General features: G+C 69.9%; 17 protein-coding genes. 16 read left to right on the forward strand and 1 reads right to left on the reverse strand.

Going from position 1 to position 18501, the window contains the following annotated elements; all coding sequences use genetic code 11:
- Positions 1 to 35 precede the first annotated feature (35 nt).
- The 16 genes from ACQP2X_RS02820 (at position 36) to ACQP2X_RS02895 (ending at position 17377) form a co-directional block, all read left to right on the forward strand.
- Positions 36 to 581, forward strand: a complete 546-nt coding sequence (locus tag ACQP2X_RS02820) for a SigE family RNA polymerase sigma factor (RefSeq protein WP_498694148.1) — start codon at positions 36 to 38, stop codon at positions 579 to 581.
- Positions 578 to 1273: a hypothetical protein gene (locus ACQP2X_RS02825; protein ID WP_498694149.1), complete on the forward strand. Its 696-nt coding sequence runs from the start codon at positions 578 to 580 to the stop codon at positions 1271 to 1273. The genes ACQP2X_RS02820 and ACQP2X_RS02825 overlap by 4 nt, the downstream gene beginning before the upstream one ends.
- A gap of 170 nt (positions 1274 to 1443) precedes the next feature.
- Complete coding sequence (locus tag ACQP2X_RS02830; RefSeq protein ID WP_498694151.1) at positions 1444 to 1797, forward strand: hypothetical protein; 354 nt, start codon at positions 1444 to 1446, stop codon at positions 1795 to 1797.
- Positions 1798 to 1945: 148 nt separating this feature from the next.
- Entirely contained in the window at positions 1946 to 2953 is a 1008-nt protein-coding gene (gene pstC, locus ACQP2X_RS02835; RefSeq protein ID WP_498694154.1) for a phosphate ABC transporter permease subunit PstC, read from the forward strand.
- On the forward strand, positions 2950 to 4476 hold the full coding sequence (gene pstA / locus ACQP2X_RS02840) for a phosphate ABC transporter permease PstA (RefSeq protein ID WP_498694156.1): 1527 nt from the start codon (positions 2950 to 2952) through the stop codon (positions 4474 to 4476). The genes pstC and pstA overlap by 4 nt, the downstream gene beginning before the upstream one ends.
- Positions 4473 to 6161 (forward strand): phosphate ABC transporter substrate-binding protein PstS, encoded by a 1689-nt coding sequence (gene pstS / locus ACQP2X_RS02845; RefSeq protein ID WP_498694157.1) that lies wholly within the window; start codon positions 4473 to 4475, stop codon positions 6159 to 6161. The genes pstA and pstS overlap by 4 nt, the downstream gene beginning before the upstream one ends.
- A complete protein-coding gene (locus tag ACQP2X_RS02850; protein ID WP_498694158.1) occupies positions 6158 to 8566 on the forward strand; it encodes a hypothetical protein in 2409 nt (802 codons plus the stop codon). Before pstS ends, ACQP2X_RS02850 begins: the two co-directional genes overlap by 4 nt.
- Positions 8567 to 8679: 113 nt before the next feature.
- Positions 8680 to 9657 carry a hypothetical protein gene (locus tag ACQP2X_RS02855; protein ID WP_498694159.1) on the forward strand — a complete coding sequence of 326 codons (978 nt, stop codon included), beginning with the start codon at positions 8680 to 8682 and terminating at the stop codon, positions 9655 to 9657.
- A gap of 11 nt (positions 9658 to 9668) precedes the next feature.
- Complete coding sequence (locus ACQP2X_RS02860; protein ID WP_498694161.1) at positions 9669 to 11219, forward strand: Ig-like domain-containing protein; 1551 nt, start codon at positions 9669 to 9671, stop codon at positions 11217 to 11219.
- A gap of 172 nt (positions 11220 to 11391) precedes the next feature.
- Positions 11392 to 12369 carry a WxL protein peptidoglycan domain-containing protein gene (locus ACQP2X_RS02865; RefSeq protein ID WP_498694162.1) on the forward strand — a complete coding sequence of 326 codons (978 nt, stop codon included), beginning with the start codon at positions 11392 to 11394 and terminating at the stop codon, positions 12367 to 12369.
- Between the two features lie 232 nt (positions 12370 to 12601).
- On the forward strand, positions 12602 to 13099 hold the full coding sequence (locus tag ACQP2X_RS02870) for a hypothetical protein (RefSeq protein WP_498694163.1): 498 nt from the start codon (positions 12602 to 12604) through the stop codon (positions 13097 to 13099).
- Positions 13100 to 13114: 15 nt separating this feature from the next.
- A complete protein-coding gene (locus ACQP2X_RS02875) occupies positions 13115 to 13954 on the forward strand; it encodes a hypothetical protein (protein ID WP_498694164.1) in 840 nt (279 codons plus the stop codon).
- On the forward strand, positions 13948 to 15126 hold the full coding sequence (locus ACQP2X_RS02880) for a sortase (protein ID WP_498694165.1): 1179 nt from the start codon (positions 13948 to 13950) through the stop codon (positions 15124 to 15126). Before ACQP2X_RS02875 ends, ACQP2X_RS02880 begins: the two co-directional genes overlap by 7 nt.
- A gap of 9 nt (positions 15127 to 15135) precedes the next feature.
- Positions 15136 to 15948 (forward strand): phosphate ABC transporter ATP-binding protein, encoded by an 813-nt coding sequence (locus ACQP2X_RS02885; RefSeq protein ID WP_498694166.1) that lies wholly within the window; start codon positions 15136 to 15138, stop codon positions 15946 to 15948.
- A gap of 18 nt (positions 15949 to 15966) precedes the next feature.
- Positions 15967 to 16593 (forward strand): uridine kinase family protein, encoded by a 627-nt coding sequence (locus tag ACQP2X_RS02890; RefSeq protein ID WP_498694167.1) that lies wholly within the window; start codon positions 15967 to 15969, stop codon positions 16591 to 16593.
- A gap of 10 nt (positions 16594 to 16603) precedes the next feature.
- The gene (locus ACQP2X_RS02895; protein WP_498694168.1) at positions 16604 to 17377 is read left to right on the forward strand and encodes an alpha/beta hydrolase family protein; all 774 of its coding nucleotides are present in this window, start codon (positions 16604 to 16606) and stop codon (positions 17375 to 17377) included.
- On the opposite strand, the gene ACQP2X_RS02900 is transcribed toward ACQP2X_RS02895, so the two are convergent.
- Positions 17367 to 18500, reverse strand: coding sequence for a Gfo/Idh/MocA family protein (locus tag ACQP2X_RS02900; RefSeq protein ID WP_498694170.1), 1134 nt, complete (start codon positions 18498 to 18500; stop codon positions 17367 to 17369). The two genes, ACQP2X_RS02895 and ACQP2X_RS02900, sit on opposite strands and share 11 nt — an antisense overlap.
- Position 18501 lies beyond the last annotated feature (1 nt).

The raw sequence follows: 18501 nt of genomic DNA on the forward strand, positions 1-18501 counted from the left end.
TGCAACCCCGCCGCGAGCGGAATCGTCATCGGGGCGTGAGACGAGACAGCGGCTCGGGCAGAACCGAGCGAGACGAGCAGTTCCACGACTTCGTGGTCGGCCGGCGCCCTCGCCTTCTCCACACGGCGACCCTGCTCACCGCGGGTGACACGCACCTGGCGGAGGACCTGGTCCAGGCGGCGCTGACGAAGCTCTACGTCGCGTGGCCGGCCTTCCAGCGGGCGCACAACCCCGACGCCTACGTGCGCCGGGTGCTGGTCAACGCGCTGATCGACGAGCGGCGGCGGATCTGGCGGCGGCGGGAGCGGCCGGTGGCCGAGCTGCCCGAGGTTGCTTTGGCCGAGGCCACCGGCGATGTCGGCGAGGTCGTGCAGCAGGCGCTGCGCGCGCTGCCGCCGCGCATGCGGGCGGCGGTGGTGTTCCGCTACTTCTACGACCTCGGTGTCGCCGAGACCGCGGACGCCCTCAACTGCTCCGAAGGCAACGTCAAGAGCCAGACCGCCCGCGGGCTGGACCGTCTCCGCACTGCGCTCGACTCGGCGCAGACCACCTTTCTGAGCAGTCAAGGAGCCACCCGATGAGCGACCTGCGTCGTCACTTCGAGAAGATCGCGGGCCCCACGCCGGAGACCACCGCCACCGCGGCCCAGGCTGAGGCCGACCTCGGCCGCGGCCGCCGGGCCCTGCGCCGCCGCCGCACCGTGCAGTCGATCGCCGGCTCCGCGTTCGGCGTCGCCGCCCTGGTCGCCGTGTTCGCGGTGGCCACCGCCGGTGGCCCCGGCGAGTCCGCCGGCCCGATCGCCGCCGACCGGAACACCACGGCGGCGAACGTGCAACTCGTCGCCTACAAGGGCGACCAGCCCAAGGGCTTCACCGTCGACAAGGTGCCGTCGGGCTGGTTCATCCAGAACGACGACAACTACTCGCTGGTCTTCGCCCCGGAGAAGGCCAAGAACCCGGGACCGGACGTCAACCCGTCGGCCGACCCGCTCTACGACCCGAACAGCTTCGTCGACAAGATCGTCGTGATGCTGGAGTCGAAGGACCAGAGCGGCCCGAGCCGTGAGGGCAAGAAGGTCAAGGTCGGCGACCAGGACGGCCTGCTGCTCAAGAGCCTCGGCAGCGACACCGGCCGCGAGCTGTGGGTCAAGCAACCCTCCGGCGTCTACATGATCATCCAGGTCTGGGAGGGTCTGGGCCTCAGCGAGAGCCAGATCGTCGAGCTCGGCGCGGGCGTCCACGTCCACGAGGGTGCGCAGCAGGGCGTCGGCTAAAGAACTGATTCGCACCGATAAAGGCGTCGCCGTGGAGGCGGCGCCTTTTGCGTGTATGCCCCAGGCTGTTCACCGATTGTGCGTCGGTCGTGTACGCGCCGTCGGCCCGCCGTGGACGATCACTGCCGACGATCAGCGCGTTTTCGCAGGCATAAAAATAGGCGGATCCCGTGTCGGCAGCACGCTTTCGTATTCTCGAACTTCAACCCGGCCGGATCGGCTGGCGGCTGCTGGCGACCAACAACCGTGATCTCGGCCGGGCCGCCGCCGTCTTTCCCGACGTACGGAGTTGCCGCGCGGCCGTGGTGTGGCTTCAGGAGCACGCCGCCGAGCTGCGCGTGCTGACCGTGCGCACCGGCCCGACCAGCTGGGGCTGGCGGATCCTGGCCGGCGGCGCGGCGGTGGCCGTGTCCAGCCGTGACTACCAGCGCCGCATCCAGGCCGAACAGGCCGCGGCGATCGTGCTCGCCCTCATCCCGGGCGCCGAACCGGTGCCCGACGGCGACGGTGTTCTGGCCATCTGAGCGGATTGGCACGACTGACCGTATTCGGTTCAGCGCATGGCGTTCAGTTCGTCCGTCGTTCACCGGAGCCCGGGTTTACGGCCAACCGGCACCGTTTCTCTGAGCGCGCACACCTGTGCCCTTGGTGTGCGGAAGCTGGGAGTGTCCTATGACGAGCACGTTGCTCGACGCCGCCCCCGTGCGGGAGCGGCGTCGCCGGCCGGCGCCCTCGGGCGGCCCGGACCGGGTGTTCCGCATCGTGTTGCGGCTGGCCGGTGTCGCCGTACTGGTGCTGATGTCGCTGGTCGGCGCCTTCCTGCTGAACAAGGCGATCAGCGCACTGCAGGTCGCCGGCTGGTCGTTCCTGACCACCGAGAAGTGGGAGCCCGACGCGGGCGAGTTCGGCATCGCGGCCGTGCTCACCGGCACCCTGCTGATCGCCGGCGTGGCGATCACCATCGCCGTGCCGCTCGCCACCGGCATGGCCCTCTACGTCTCCGAGTACGCCCCGCGCCGGCTGCGCCGCTTCCTGGTCGGCCTGATCGACCTGATGGCCGCGGTGCCGAGCGTCGTCTACGGCCTGTGGGGCTTCAAGTTCCTCCAGGGCCACGTGATCGGACTGGCCCGCTGGATCTCGACGTACTTCGGCTGGATCCCGATCTTCAAGGTCGACGGCTCCGATCCGCGCGACCCGCTGGCCACCGAGACGGTCTACACCTCGTCGACCTTCATCGCCGGCATGGTGGTGGCCCTCATGGTGGCCCCGGTGATCTGCTCGATCATGCGGGAGTCGTTCTCGCAGGCGCCGATCGGCGAGCGCGAGGGGGCGTACGCCCTGGGCGCCACCCGCTGGGGAATGGTCCGCTCGGTGATCCTGCCGTTCGGCCGGGGCGGCATGATCGGCGGGACGATGCTGGGCCTGGGCCGGGCGCTGGGCGAGACGATCGCGGTCTACCTGATCATCTCGCCGGTCTTCGTGATCCAGCCGCACGTCCTGCAGAATGGCGCCAACTCGGTCTCGGCCCTGATCGCGCTGCGCTACGGCGAGTCCACCACGATGGCGCTCTCGGCGCTGATGGCCGCCGGTGTGGCCCTGTTCGTGCTGACCCTGATCGTCAACTTCGCGGCCGGCTCGATCGTGGCCCGCAGCCGCTCCGGCGCCGAGAGCGACTCATGAGCGCCGCCACGGCCGGGGACCCGGGACACGAGGAGCGCCGCAACACGGCCACCCTGCGCGGCGAGGACGTGCTGGCCGCGCTCGGCGCCGGCGTCGCCGCGATCTGCCTGACCGTCCTGATCTTCTACTGGATCGCGCCGTTCTCCGGACTGCTCGGCTTCATCGTCGTGGCCTTCGGCATGTTCCTGGCCCTCTACGCGGCGCTGCTCTGGCTCGACGGCAACGGCCCGGCGGTGCGCGACCGGCTCATGTCGGCGATCGTGCACGGCCTGGCCGCCCTGCTGCTCATCGCGCTGGTCTTCGTGGTGACCTTCACCGTGGGCAGCGGCCTCAAGGCGCTCGTCCACCTCAACTTCTTCACCCAGGACCTCACCCACGCCGGGCCGCTGGCCCCGCTGACCCAGGGCGGCGCCCTGCACGCGGTGGTCGGCACGCTCGAGCAGATCGGCATGGCCCTGGCCGTGACCGTGCCGCTCGGCCTGCTCTGCGCGCTCTTCCTCTCCGAGACGCGCGGCGGCTTCACCCGCTTCGTCCGCACGATCGTGGAAGCCATGACGGCGCTGCCGTCCATCGTGGCCGGCCTGTTCATCTACGCCACGGTGGTGCTGATCCTGCACACCCCGAAGTCCGGTTTCGCCGCTTCCCTGGCCATCGGCGTGATGATGCTGCCGATCATGGTGCGCGCGGCCGACGTGGTGCTGAGGCTGGTGCCGGGCCCGCTCAAGGAGGCGTCGCTGGCGCTGGGGGCGAGCCGCTGGCAGACGGTACGCCACGTCGTCCTCCCGACGGCGCGACCCGGCCTGGCCACCGCGATCATCCTGGCCACGGCCCGGGGCATCGGCGAGACCTCACCGGTGCTGCTGACGGCCGGCTACTCGACAGCGCTGAACGCCGACCCGTTCCACGATCCGCAGGTCTCCCTGCCCCTGGCCACGTTCACGCTGATCAAGTCACCCCAGGACGGCGACGTGGCCCGCGGCTACGGCACCGCGGCCGTACTGCTGGCCCTGGTGCTGCTGCTGTTCATCATCGCCCGCCTGATCGGCGGCCGGGGCCCGCTCGACCTGTCGGCCCGCCAGCGCCGAGCCCGAGACCGCGCCTCGGCCCGCGACATGGCCCGTTTCGCCCGCCGCAACCCGTACGCCGTCCCTATCCCGCATCCCGCCCCAATCCCACATCCCGCCCCCATTCCGCATGCCGGCCTCGACGGCGTTCCTGACTCGCATGCCGGCCCCAGCGGCGCACCCACCCCGCACGCCGGCCTCGGCGGCATCAGTCCCCAGCCCGCCGACCTCCGCACCGCTGCCCAACCCCCGCACGTCGGCTCTGGTGAAGCCCAACCGCCGCACGCCGGCCCAACTGCCGTCCAATCGCTGCATGCCGGCCCGACCGCCGTCCAACCGCCGCCCACTGGCCCGACCGCTGCCCAACCGCCGCACGCCGACCCCGGCGACGCCCAACCCCCGCACCACATGACCGAGCGCCGCGATCCGGAGATGCCGGCAAGGGAAGAGGACAAGTGAGAAAGTTCGGACGTGCCCTCGTCGCGGCGGCGACGGCGCTGGCCGTGATGATGATCGGGGCACCGCCGGCCCTGGCCGACACCTACGTGCCCGTCACCGGGGCCGGCTCGACCTGGAGCGAGAACGCCATCCGCCAGTGGGCGTCCAATGTCGAGCAGTACGGCATGCGCGTCAACTACGACGGCACCGGCTCGACCAACGGCCGCAACCAGTTCGCGAGTGGCCTGACCGACTTCGGCGTCTCGGAGATCCCGTACGGCAAGGACGACGGCGCCTCGACCGAGGCCCGCCCGAAGTTCCCGTTCGCCTACATGCCGATCGTCGCCGGTGGCACCGCCTTCATGTACAACCTGAAGGTCGGCAACAAGCTGGTCACCAACCTGCGGCTCTCCGGCGACACCCTCGCCAAGATCTTCACGAACGTGATCACGGTCTGGAACGACCCCGCCATCAAGGCCGACAATCCGGGTCTGGCCCTGCCCGCCCGCAAGATCGTGCCGGTGGTCCGCTCCGACGGCTCGGGCACGACCGCGCAGTTCACCACCTGGATGAGCAACCAGTACCCGAACATCTGGAACGCGTACTGCGCCAAGGCCGGCCGCAAGAACCCGTGCGGCGTCACCTCGCTCTACCCGGTCATCCCGGGCACCGCCACCACCGCGCAGTCCGGCTCGCAGAGCGTCGCCGGCTATGTCGCCCAGGACGGCAGCCAGGGCGCCATCACGTACGTCGAGTACTCGTACGCGCTCTACGCCAAGTTCCCGGTCGCCAAGATCCGCAACGCGAGCAACTACTACATCGAGCCGACCGCCCAGTCGGTCGCCGTGGCCCTGCTCGCCGCGCAGATCAACACGAACAAGAACTCGCCCGACTATCTGACCCAGGACCTGCGCCCGGTCTACAACTACAAGGACAAGCGCACCTATCCGCTGTCCTCCTACAGCTACATGCTGATCCCGGTCGACCAGGAGAACTCGCGCTTCAAGGTGGCCAAGGGCAAGACGCTCGGCGACTTCTCCTACTACTTCCTCTGCGAGGGGCAGCAACAGGCCGATCAGCTCGGCTACTCGCCGCTGCCGATCAACCTGGTCAAGGCCGGCCTCGAGCAGGTGCGCCGCATCCCGGGCGTGGCCAAACAGAACGTCGACATCCAGAAGTGCAACAACCCGACCTTCTCCAAGGACGGCACGAACACGCTGGCCAAGAACGCGCCCTTCCCCTCCGAGTGCGACAAGGCCGGCGTCACCCAGTGCAACAAGGGCACCGGCGGCGCCAAGGCCGACACCCCGACGACCGGTGGCGGCAAGACCCCGGCCGGAACGGCCGGTGGCGGCACCAAGCCGGCGACCGGTGGTGGAAAGACAAGCAGTCCCACAGCGGGCTCGACGAAGGGCGCCACGGCCGGCGCCACCAGCGGCAGCAGCACAGGCGGCACCGGTGGGACGACCGCGCCCGTCGCGATCGACCCCGACACCGGTCAGGCCATCGGCGGCACGGGTGGCGGTGACGGCACCGGCAGCATCGACAACGCCGCCGCCATCCCCGTCTCGGTCGGCACCCAGGTCGACGGAACGCTCAAGACCGTACTCATAGCTCTGGCCTGTGCCTTGCTGATCGGCCTGACAGTGGGCCCGCCCCTGGCCGCTCGCCTGCTCGACCGCGACAACCGGGGAGACCGGCGATGATCCGGCGCATCCTGGCCGCGCTGTTCGCGATCGCCCTCATCGGCGTCGTCACGCCGTCCACCGCGGACGCCGCCGAGGGCTCGGCCGTGACGGTCGAGGGCAAGGGCGAGTTCGCCGACCTCAAGGTGACCGTCGCCCAGACCACTAACCTGATCAACCAGGTCGTGACCGTGTCGTGGACCGGCGGCAAGCCGACCGTCGACGTCGGCGTCTACCTCGACTACCTCCAGATCATGCAGTGCTGGGGCGACGACGCCACCGGCCCGCGCCGCGACCAGTGTCAGTTCGGCGCGCTCTACACCGATACCCGCGGCGGCACCTGGACCGGATCACGGCAGGTCAGCTACGGCGACAGCCTCAAGGACGACGCCGAGACGATCAAACCCAAGGACGGCCAGCCCGCGTACGTCCCCTTCACCTCCGTGAGCGGCGGCGTCTCCACCGGCAGCGGCGGCGGCGAGTTCTTCGACGCCACCACCACCAACGAGATCCCGTACGGGCGTACCCGGCCGAACGGCACCGGCGAGGAGTTCTTCGAAGTACAGACCGCCACCGAGGCCCCCGGCCTGGGCTGCGGGGCCAAGCTCACCGACGGCACCGGCCGCTCGTGCTGGCTGGTGATCGTGCCGCGCGGTCAGACCGAGGTGAACGGCACCACCGGCGACGCCCGCCCGCACCGCTGGCTCGACTCGTCGCCGCTGAGCGCCACCAACTGGGACAAGCGGATGGTCGTGCCGCTGAAGTTCCAGCCGCTCGGCAGCGTCTGCCCGATCGGCGCGGCCGAGCGCCGTACGGTCGGGGCCGAGGCCATGACCGAGGCGATGCTGCGCTGGCAGCCGACCCTCTGCGCCGGCGGCGGCCGGGTCTACGGCTATTCGCAGGTCACCGACGACCTGGCCCGTACCCGGCTGATCGGCAAGGACCCGGGCCTGGTGTTCGTCAACAGCCCAGCCAGGCAGAACACCAAAAATCCGCAGGTGTACGCCCCGGTCGCCGTGTCCGGGCTCGCCATCGCGCTCAATGTGGACTGGCAGTCCGGGTTCGACGCCACCGACGAGGACCGGCTCAACGAGGGGCGGCGCATCACCGGACTGAAGCTGACCCCGCGGTTGGTGGCGAAGCTGCTCACCCAGTCCTACCTCTCGGGTGCGGACAACAGTCGTACCTCAATCGCCGGCAATCCCATGACCGTCAGCAGCGATCCCGAGTTCCTCAAGTACAACCCCGACTTCGCCAAGCAGCTGGCCGTGCCGATCGGCGACATGCTGGTCCCGCTCGGCCAGAGCGACCTGGCCAAGCGGCTGTGGGAGTGGGTGCTGGCCGACCCGGACGCCAAGGCGTTCCTGACCGGCACGAAAGACCCGTGGGGGATGAAGGTCAACCCGGTCTACTCGGCGCAGAGCTGGCCCCAGGAGACGTTCCCCAAGAGCGACCTCTACTGCGTCAAGCTGCGCAGCGACGCCGGCGACGAGCGGGACTGGTGCACGCTCGACATGCACCCCTACACCAATAACATGCACGACGCGGCCCGCTACGCCAGCCGCGGCGACTCGCTGGTCCGCAACGTGACCGCCCGCGACAACGTCGGCGCCGTCATCGGCTGGAAGAAGGGCGCCCCGCAGGCCCCCGGCAAGCGCGCGCTGCTCGCCGTCACCGACATGGCCACCGCCGACCGCTACGGCCTGCCGACCGCCGAGTTGCAGAACAGCTCGGCCGCGTTCGTCGCGCCGACCACCGAGAGCATGCTCGCGTCCCTTCGCACGATGAAGCTCTCGACGACGATGCCCGGAACCCTCGAACCGGACCCGTCCCGGACCGACGCCGCCGCCTATCCGCTGACCACCGTGCTCTACGGCGCCACCGCGCCGCTCGCGATCACCAAGGACGCCGGCAAGGACTACGCCGACCTGCTGCGCTACGCGGCCGGCGCCGGCCAGACACCGGGCGTCGAGCCGGGCACCCTGCCCTACGGCTACGCACCGCTACCGTCCGAGTTGCGAGCTTTGACGAATGGGATCGCGGACATCGTCCAGAAGTACGCGGGCGCGACCGTGGCCCCACCTGCTTCGGTGCCCACACCGGCTCCCACCGGTGGTGGCGTCACGATCGACGACCCGGTGCCTCCGCCGGCCGCTCAGGCCACCACCACCGCCGCGCCCGCACCGTCGTCGACTGCGCCGGGCGTGCCGTCCGGTGGCTCGCGGCCGATCGCGGCGGTGCCGGCACCCAAGCCGGCCGGTCACGGCGACCCGGTCCCGGTCGCCCAGGCCAACGCGACACCCGCTCATCGGCTCGGCAACGCGCGCTACGCGCTGGTGGCGGCGATCGCCGTCGGCGCCGTGGCCGCACTGGCCGGACCGGCCCTGCTCCTGGCCGGGCGGGCCCGCTCGCGTCGCACCAAATGAAACGTCCGTGGCCAGGAGAGGGACCTCCCGGCCACGGCACCCGGCAGTTGGCGCTGCCGGTAGCGGCCGGGCACCAGCCCGGACGCGCCATCGCAGAGAAAAGGATAGCCGCAGTGAACAAGAGGTTCCTGGCTGTCGTCGGCGTCGGGGTGGTGGGCGTGCTCGCCTTCACCGCCACGCCGGCGCAGGCCGACCCCACCGGCACGCCCACCTACCGGACCCTCGCCGGCGTCGGCTCCGACACCACCGAGGGCGTGATGAACGGCCTGTCCGAGATCGTCGTCGACGGTTCCGGCACCAAGCTGATCGCCTCCTACGACGCGTTCGGCTCGGCCAACATCCAGACCAAGGCCGCCAACTGCACCCTGCCCCGGCCCTCCGGCTCCGGCGCGGGTGTCACCGCCCTCGTCGCCTCGCTCGACGCGGCGAACGGTTGCGTGGACTTCGCTCGCTCCTCCAGTAACAACGCGTCGTCGTACGCCGGAAAGAACTTGACCTATGTTCCCTTCGGCGTGGACGCGGTCACCTACGCCGTCCGCGGGGAGAGCCTGATCTCCCGCAAGCTCTCGAAGGCGCAGCTCACCACCATCTACAACTGCGGCGCCGGCGCCAACTACAAGCCCTTGCTTCCCCAGTACGGCTCGGGCACGCGCAGCTTCTTCCTCAAGTCGCTGGGCTTCACCGACGCCGCCAACTTCACCCAGCAGGCCAACCACACCTGCATCGGCGAGGTCGACTCGACCGGCAAGCCGCTGCAGGAGAACAACGGCACGCTGCTGACCGACGCCAAGCAGATCGCGCCGTACTCGATCGCGCAGTTCCTGGCGCAGACCACCGCGGTCGTCCCCGACGTGCACGGCAAGGTCGTGCTGGGCCAGCTCGACGGCATCGCGCCGACCGTGCTGAACACCGCCTCGACGATGTCGCGCGACGTCTACAACGTCATCCCGAGCAACAAGCTTTCCGACGCCTCGTACGCCAGCGTCTTCGTCGGCTCGACCTCCCAGGTCTGCGCCAACGTCAACACCATCAAGAAGTACGGCTTCGCCCCGCACTCGGCGTGTGGCGACACCTCCCTCAAGACGCCGTGAGAGGCCTCGTCATGAAGAAATTTGTCATCAGCGCCGCAGTGGCCTCGGTCGCGGCCCTCTCCTTCGGCACCGCCGCCCACGCTGCCGGCCCGGCCGGAACCTGGACCGCCGACCCGGCCACCGGCACCGACCTGCTCGCGCCGAAGGTCAACACCTCGGCCGGCTGCCCGACCGACTCGGACGCCTACAACGCCATCCTGAGCGGCCCCGGCGCCTTCGCGTCCGGCTACGCCATCACGCCGACCCAGGACCCGAGCTTCTCCACCACGCAGGGCTTCCCGGTGCAGCTGGGCCTCAGCTTCGCCGACGCCGCGACCGAGCTCGGCACCACGATCGTGGCCGGCGAGTACCCCCTCGTCGTCAACTGCGTGGACAGCTTCTCGCTGGAGGTGAAGGCGACCTTCACCGGCACCTTCTACTTCACCAGCCCCACCTCGTACACGACGACCGACCCGAACGCGTCCACGCCGTCGACGACCACCCTGGCCGTCTCGCCGTCGGGCCCGGTCGACGCCGGCGCCTCGGTGACCCTCACGGCCACGATCGACCCGGCCACCGCCGCGGGCACGGTGCAGTTCAAGGACGGCTCCGCGAACCTCGGCGCGGCCGTGGCCGTCTCCGGCGGTAAGGCGGTCCTGACGACGTCGGCGCTCACGGCGGGCTCGCACTCGATCACCGCGGTGTTCTCGTCGTCCACCGCCGGCGTTTCCGGTTCGGCGTCGACCGCCTCCACTGTGGTCGTCAACGCCCCGCAGGCCGTCGCGACCACGACCGCGCTGTCGGTCAGCCCGAGCGGCCCGGTCGAGCAGTACACGGCCGTCACCCTCGCGGCCACGGTCACCCCGTCCGCGGCCGCGGGCAAGGTGCAGTTCACCGACGGCGGCCAGAACATCGGCGCCCCGGTGACCGTCTCCGGCGGCGCCGCCACCCTCACCACGAGCAGCCTCGGCGCGGGCGACCACGCGTTCACGGCCCGCTTCGTGCCGGCCAACTCGGGCGCCTACACCGGCTCGGAGTCCCCGGCGGTCAACCTGAACGTCAAGCCGTTCGCCGGCGCCAACGCCTCGCAGACCATCTCCACGACGGTCGAGAGCGGCGCCCTGACCATCAGCGTGGCCAGCAACGACGCGGTCGTCCTGCCGAACCCGGCCCTGACCTCGGACGCGTCCAAGCTGACCACGGGCGGCACGCTGAACCAGCTGACGGTGACGGACACCCGTGCCGGCAACCTCGGCTGGAACGTGGCCGGCCAGGTGTCCGACTTCAAGGACGGCTCCGGCCACGAGATCAACGCCGCGAACCTGGGCTGGACCCCGAAGGTCGTCGACAAGGCCGACGTCCAGACGGTCACGGCCGGCGCGAAGGTCGACCCGGCCAACGCGATCGCCCCCGGAGCTTCGGCCCCGTCGGGCAACGGCCTGGCCTCGAGCCGCACCCTGGCCACGGCCGCGGCCGGCGCCGGCGTGGGCACCGCCCACCTGAACGCCGACGTGGCCCTGCAGGCCCCGACGTCGACGGTGGCGGGCACCTACTCCGCCACGCTCACCATCACCGCCATCTGATCACCCGGTGCGGGGGTGGGCCTTGCCCGCTCCCGCACCACCCCGCTCCCCACCACGCGCCCGCCCTCCCAGGGGGACCCCCAACCTAGAGGGCCATCCTCCCGAAATTCGAAAGCCCGTGCGGGCCAACTGTGGACAACCCACCACTGTGGAAAACCCTGGAGGCGTACTCATGCGTCGTGCTATAGCGGCGACGGCCCTGCTCGGCGTGCTGCTGTGCAGCGCCCCCGCGGCCGCCGCGCCCGGTGACAATTCGGGCGGCTCGGGGCGCGCCACCTTCGGTGTCCGCCCGACCGGCAAGACCGGCCCGGACGATCGGCCCACTTTCGCTTATGCCGCAACTCCGGGCGGCGTCTTCAACGACCAGGTCGAGATCTCCAATCCCGGCCCACAGCCTTTGACCCTTCGTGTGTACGCCAGCGACGCCTTCACTTCGAGCAACGGCGCCTTCGACCTGCTGGCCGGCGGCAAGAAGGCCGACGACGCGGGCTCCTGGGTGAAGATGTCGAAAACCTCGGTGAAGGTCGCCGCCCGCAGCCACGTGGTGGTCCCGTTCAGCCTGCACGTCCCCACGACGGCGTCGCCCGGCGACCACGCGGCCGGCATCGTGGCCACGCTCGCCACGAGCGGCACCGACGCCCAGGGCAACAAGGTCGCGGTCGACAAGCGCGTCGGCGCCCGCATCTATCTGCGGGTGAGCGGCGCCCTCGAACCGCGCCTCACGGTCGAGGGCCTCACCGCCAAGTACCACCTCAACCGCAACCCCTTCGGTAAGGGCCGCACCACGCTGACGTACAAGGTCCGCAACACCGGGAATGTCCGGTTGGGCGCCAAGCAGCAGGTGACCGTACGGACGATCTGGGGTTCCGAGCGCAAGGCACCCGCCATTGCGCAGGCCGCCGAAATCCTGCCCGGCGACGCGGTGGACGTGGTGGCCGAGGTCAAGGGCGCGCTGCCGGCGTTCTGGCTGACCGGCACCGTACACGCCGACCCGCTGGCCCAGCCCGGCGACGAGAAACTGCCGTTGACCGCGGTCTCCCGAGACCGAGGCTTCTGGGCGATGCCGTGGGTGCTGCTCGCGATCATCTTCGGGTTGGCGGCTCTGGTCGGCGCCCGTTACGGCGTACGACGTTGGCGACGCCGTGCTTAGCCTCGCGGTCGCCTTCGTGCTCGCTGCGCCCGGCGCCCTCTCGTCGCCCGGTGTCCCGTCGCTCGGTCTCTCTTCGCCCGGCGCTTCTTCGCCCGGCGGTCTCTCCTTTGAGCCGCCGGCGAGCATCGACACCGCTGCCATTGTGGTGCGCACGACCGCGCCCTGCCCGAAAAGCGCGGATTCCTACTATGCGCAGGCGCGCGGCCACGGCTTCCCCGCCGAGGGTCTGACCGTGACCGCGCCGACGGCGGCCGGCATGTCGTACACGAGCGGCTTCGACGTCTACTTCGCACAGACGATGAAGGACTTCGCCACCGACAACCACACGACGCTGACCGGCCGCTACGACGTGAGCGTCTTCTGCGTCGACTCGTTCGCCGGCACGAAGTTCGCCGAGTTCAAGGGCTCCCTGACCTTCACGTCCCCAACGAAGTATCGGGCAGCCGGAGCAGCTTCCGGTCCTACGCCCAGTTCAGCCTCTGGCTCCGGCGCCGTGGCAGTTCCTGGCCCTGACTCCGCGTCCGGCACCGCCGGGGCCTCTGGTTCAGGCGCCGCCGAGGTGTCCGAGCCAGCCGCATCGGAGTCTTCTGTTCCCGTGGGCGAGACCGCGGCCGCCGCGTCGCCCGCGAAGGACGGTCTGCCGGTCGGCTGGGTCGTCGGCGCCGTTGCCGCTGTTCTGGCCGCGTTCGAGGTGGGGCGCCGTTCCGGCCGGCGCACCGCCACCCGTTAAACGAAGGAGCAAGACGTGTTGCGTTACACCACTGGCGTCGCGTTCGTCGTCGCCGGCGTCGCGGCCCTGGCGATGCAGGCGCCCGCCGCCGCAGCCGACCCGGCGTCCGCCGCCGCGGCCGACGCGGCCGGGAGCCTCGCCTTCGAACCGGCCACGGGCACCGACATCCTCGCGCCGAAGGTGCACACCTCGGCCGGCTGCCCCGAGACCACCGACGGATACGCCGCGATCATCACGGGTCCGGGCGCCTTCGCCGACGGATATGCCATCACGCCGACGCAGGACGTCAACTTCTCCACCACCGACGGCTTCGATGTCCAGCTGGGCCTGAGCTTCCGCGACGTGGCCACCGAGCTCGGCACGGTCATCTCCGCCGGCGACTACCAGATCGCCGTGAACTGCGTGGACATGTTCGAGCTCGAGCCGAAGGCCTCCTTCACGGCCACCGTCACCTTCACCGCCGCGCCGACGGCCGAAGACCCGGCCTTGATGACCTACACGACCGGCCCCGGCGGAACCACCGGCCCGACCACGCCTCCCACGACGCCGCCGACCACCCCGCCGACCACTTCGCCGACCACCGAGCCGACGGACCCGGCCCCCACGGAGACCGAGTCCCCGTCCCCGACGGCCACGACTCCCGCGCCGGAAACCCCGGAGGCCACCACTCCCGCGGTCGTCGCCCCGGTCACCACCACGCCGACCACCAGCAAGTCCCCGGTCGCCTCAGCCGAGACCCTGCCCATCACGGGCTCGTCCACTCCCGTCCTGGTGACCATCGGCGTCCTCTTCATCCTGCTCGGCGCGGTCATCGTCGCCAGCACCGGCAACTACGGACGTGAACCCCAGTGGTAGTCACCATCGGCACGCCGGCCCCGGCGATCGACATCGCGCCAGCTGTCGACACCGCGCCCGCCGTCGACACCGCGCCCGCCGTCGACACCGCGCCTGCCGTGGACACCGCGCCTGCCGTGGACACCGCGCCCGTTCTGGACACCGTGACTGCCGCACCTACGGTGGCCGCGCCGACGGAGGCTCCGCCCACTTCGGTCGACACGCCGGCGATTCCCCTCGCCCCGCCGACGCCCGCGCCTCCTCTGGAACCGCCGCGCTCGGTGCCGCCGGTCATGGCGCCACCTCCGGGACCGCGTCAGCAGCCGGTCACGCCGCAACGACGTACACAACGATCGGCTCTTCATCTCTTCGGCACGTCGCTTTCTCTGCTCGCCGTCGTGCTTCTGGGGCTCGCCGGGCAGATGACCGTGCTGGGCGAGCTCTCGCACGCCCGGGCGCAGAAGGTCGCGTACGCCAACTTCCGCGCCGCCCTCGCCCAGGCCACCGCCCCGGTCAGCCACGCCGTCGACGGCAAGCCGCTTCCGGTCGGCACCGCCATCGCCGTCGTCACGATTCCCGCCATCGACGTGAACGAGGTCGTCTTCGAGGGGACCACTGGTGGCGTACTCAAAAGCGGTCCTGGTCATCGCCGTGACTCCGCCCTACCCGGGCAGGCCGGCGTCAGTGTGCTCATGGGGCGGCGGGCGGCGTACGGCGGGCCTTTTGCCCGTATTGGCGAATTGCAGGGTGGCGACAAGGTCACCGTGACGACCGGGCAGGGCGAGATTTCGTACGAGGTCATCGGTGTCCGCCGCGCCGGCGAGCTGGCGCCGCCCGCTCTCGAGCAGGGCGCCGGCCGGTTGACTCTGACCACGGCGGACGGACAGGCGTACCTCCCGCAAGATGTCCTTCGCGTCGACGCCAAACAGACGTCTGACGTGCAGGAGACGTCGCCGGTGGCGGTCGGTTCGCAGATGCTGCCCAGGCCGGAGCAGGTCATGGAGATCGACCCGATCGCCCTGGTGCCGCTCGTGCTGTGGGGGCAACTGCTCGTCGCCGCCGCGCTCAGCGTCACCTGGCTGCGCCGCCGGCTGGGCCGCTGGCACGGGTGGCTCATCGGTGTGCCCGTTCTGGGGCTTCTGGGCGTACTCGTGGCTGGTGAATGTGCCCGTCTTCTGCCGAATCTCCTCTAAGGAACTCTGATGACTGAGACCACCGCGTTTCTGCCCGCTGTCACCGATGCGATGGCGCTCGAGGCCGAGTCGGTGTCCGCCTGGTTCGGCGACCACAAGGTGCTCGACCGGGTCTCGCTGGCCATGCCCGCGCGTATGGTGACCGCCCTGATCGGCCCGTCCGGATGCGGCAAATCGACGTTCTTGCGCATCCTGAACCGCATGCACGAACTCATCCCGAGTGCCTCCCTAGCAGGGGAAGTACGCCTCGGCGGCGACGACATCTACGACACCGGCGTCAAGGTCGTCGACGCCCGCAAGAAGATCGGCATGGTTTTTCAGAAGCCGAACCCGTTCCCCGCGATGTCGATCTACGACAACGTCGTGGCCGGTCTCCGCCTGACCGGCACGAGGGCCTCCCGCAGCGAGAAGGACGGCCTGGTCGAGGAGTGCCTCACCAAGGCCGGCCTGTGGCGCGAGGTTCATGACCGGCTTCGCCGGCCCGGCGGGGCTCTTTCCGGCGGTCAGCAACAGCGTCTCTGCATTGCAAGATCGCTTGCGGTACGTCCACAGGTGCTCCTCATGGACGAGCCGTGCTCGGCCCTCGACCCGACCAGCACGCGCCGCATCGAGGAGACCATCCACGAGCTGGCCGACGAGGTCACCATCGTGATCGTCACCCACAACATGCAGCAGGCGGCCCGGGTGTCGCAGCAGTGCGCGTTCTTCCTGGCCGAACAGGGCCAGCCCGGCCACATCGTCGAGTCCGGGCCCACCGACCGCATGTTCGGCGCCCCCGACGATCCGCGCACGGCCGACTACGTAAACGGCAGATTTGGCTGATCCAGGTAGCCTCGGGGCATGTTTCCCGGGCCGGGCGAACCGGCGGCCGACCCGTGGCTGGCCGAAAGCATGGAAACCGTCGTCGAAGCGCTTCTCGACGACGGTTTCTCACGTGGTTCCGGCCCACGGGTCATAGCCGTCGACGGCCGAGGCGGTTCCGGCAAGACCACTTTCGCGTCATCTTTGGCCGCCTTTGTTGAAGGCGCAGCAGTCGTACACACGGACGACGTGGCCTGGTGGCATTCCCGTTTCGACTGGGCCGAAGCGATGATCGACGGCATTCTGAAGCCGCTCCGGGCCGGACAGGACGTGCACTTCACGCCTCCCGGGTGGGCTTCGCACGGGCGTACAGGGGAAATCTTTGTCCCTGCCTCTGCCCCCGCTGTCATCGTCGAAGGAGTCGGCGCTTCGCGCCGCGAACTCGCCCGGTATATCGACGTCGCCGTGTGGGTGCAGACCGATTTCGACGCGGCGCGCGCCCAGGGATTGAAGCGGGACCTGGCCGAGAAGGGCTTGTCCCAGGAAGACGCCGAGCGCGAATGGGACGAGTGGATGGCCGAGGAAATCCCATTCCTGTTGGCCGACCAGCCATGGCGCCGCGCCGACCTGATCGTGCCGGGCTTCGGAGAGTTCCGCGTGGCTTAGCCTCGAAGGCATGGTCCCGCACGTAGTGCTCCCGCCCGCGGACGGTCCACGCCCCGACGCACCGGTCGTGGTCGCCTATCACTTGCTCGACGCGCCGCGGACGCCTCAGGCTTTCGCCGCCGCGCTGCCTCTCGATGGCCTCGACGCCTGGAAGATTTATCTGCGTCTGCCGCTTCCGACGGACGACGAGGAAGAACTCTGGCGACTGCTGGCGGAGGACGCAGTCCTGGAGGTATATCAGTACATCGCCGTGAATGCGCTCGCCGAGTTTCCGTCAGCGCTGGCCGCGATCCGCCGCGAAGCCGGCATCGCCTCAGATGTACCGATAGGCCTGATGGGCGGCTCGGCGGGCGGCGCGGTGGCCCAGTTGGTGATGGCCGAAAGCGGCTTCGCCGCGCACGCCGCTGTCCTGGTGAATCCCGTGGTGCGACTGCGCGACACGATCGACGGCGTGGCCGCCATTCATGGCCAGAATTACACGTGGAGTTCCGCTTCCACGGCCGTCGCTTCCCGGCTCGACTTCGTCGCCCGCTCAGGTGACATATCGGACGCCGCCATCCGCTTCATCACGGGCGCGGACGACATGCCCGACGCCATCCTGAAGCCGGTGGGCGCGGCCGTGGACGCCCTTTCCGGCGCGACCGTCGACTGGAAGGTCGTGCCGAATATGGCGCACGCGCTGGCTCTCGAACCGGGAACGGAGCCGGCGCCACAGACTCCGCACGCTGCGGCAGTCGACAAGCTGGCCGTCGAATGGTTCCGGCGTCACCTGGTCAGAGAGTGATCCAGCCTCGGGTGGTGGCTGAGCGCTCCATCGCGTCTAGGGCTTCGGCGCTGCGGATGGCGTCGGCGAGCGTCGCCCCGTACGCCTTGCCGTCCGCAATCGACCGCAGAAAGCGAGCCGCCTCAATCACCTTGAGGTCGTCGTAGCCCATGGGGATGCCGGCGCCCGGCTGGAAGGCCCCGAAGTCGCCGTCTTGCGGGCGAGCGAACTCCACCTTGATGAACTCGTCCTGGTACGAGTCGCCGAGGGCGGCTTGCAGTTCGCCCATGCGGCGGAAGTCCCAGATGAGGGCGCCATGGGTGCCGTGGATTTCGAAGCCGTAGCTGTTCTGCTCGCCGACGGCGACCCGACTGCAGTCGAGGATGACGCGAGCTCCCGAGGACATCCGTAGAAGGCTCCCGAAGTAGTCGTCGTTCTCTACAGGGCCGGGCTCGCCGCTGCCGCGCTCGTGGCCAGCGGTGGCTGCCGTCGGTCGGGGTCTCTCCGGGATGAAGATGGCTGTGTCGGCGATGAGTTCGCTGATCTCTCCGAGCAGATAGCGGATGAGATCTACGCCGTGGGCGCCCAGATCGCCCAGCACTCCGTTGCCGCCGCGGGCCCGCTCGAACCGCCAGCTCAGCGCGCCATCCGGGTGGGCCGCGTAGTCACTGAGAAACCGGAACCGAGCGTGGGTGACGTCCCCGATCGCTCCGTCGGCGATGAGTTCCTTGGCTCGTTCCACTGCGGGCGCGTTGCGGTAGTTGAATCCGACGGCTACGTGTACGTCCCCGACGATTGCCCTGGCGTCATCCGCGGTGAGCCCAACCGGTTTCTCGATCCAGATGTGCTTGCCGGCTTCCGCGAAGGCGGCACCCATCTCCCGGTGCAGAAAGTTGGGTGCGGTAATGCTGACGGCTTCGACCTCAGGGTCGTCGACGAGGTCACGCCAGCTTTCCGTCGAGCGCTCAAAGCCGTACCGCCCGGAGGCCGCCTCGGCCCGCCCCGGCACGTCGTCCGCCACCGTGACGAGGCGAATCCCCGGCACATCCGAGAAGTGGTGAGGCACCCGCGCATACGCCTGCGTATGCACTCGCCCCATCCACCCGAATCCCACAACGGCAACGCCGAGCGATCTTCTCGTCACC

The organism is Actinoplanes sp. CA-131856 (assembly GCF_050956135.1).
GTDB lineage: Bacteria > Actinomycetota > Actinomycetes > Mycobacteriales > Micromonosporaceae > Actinoplanes.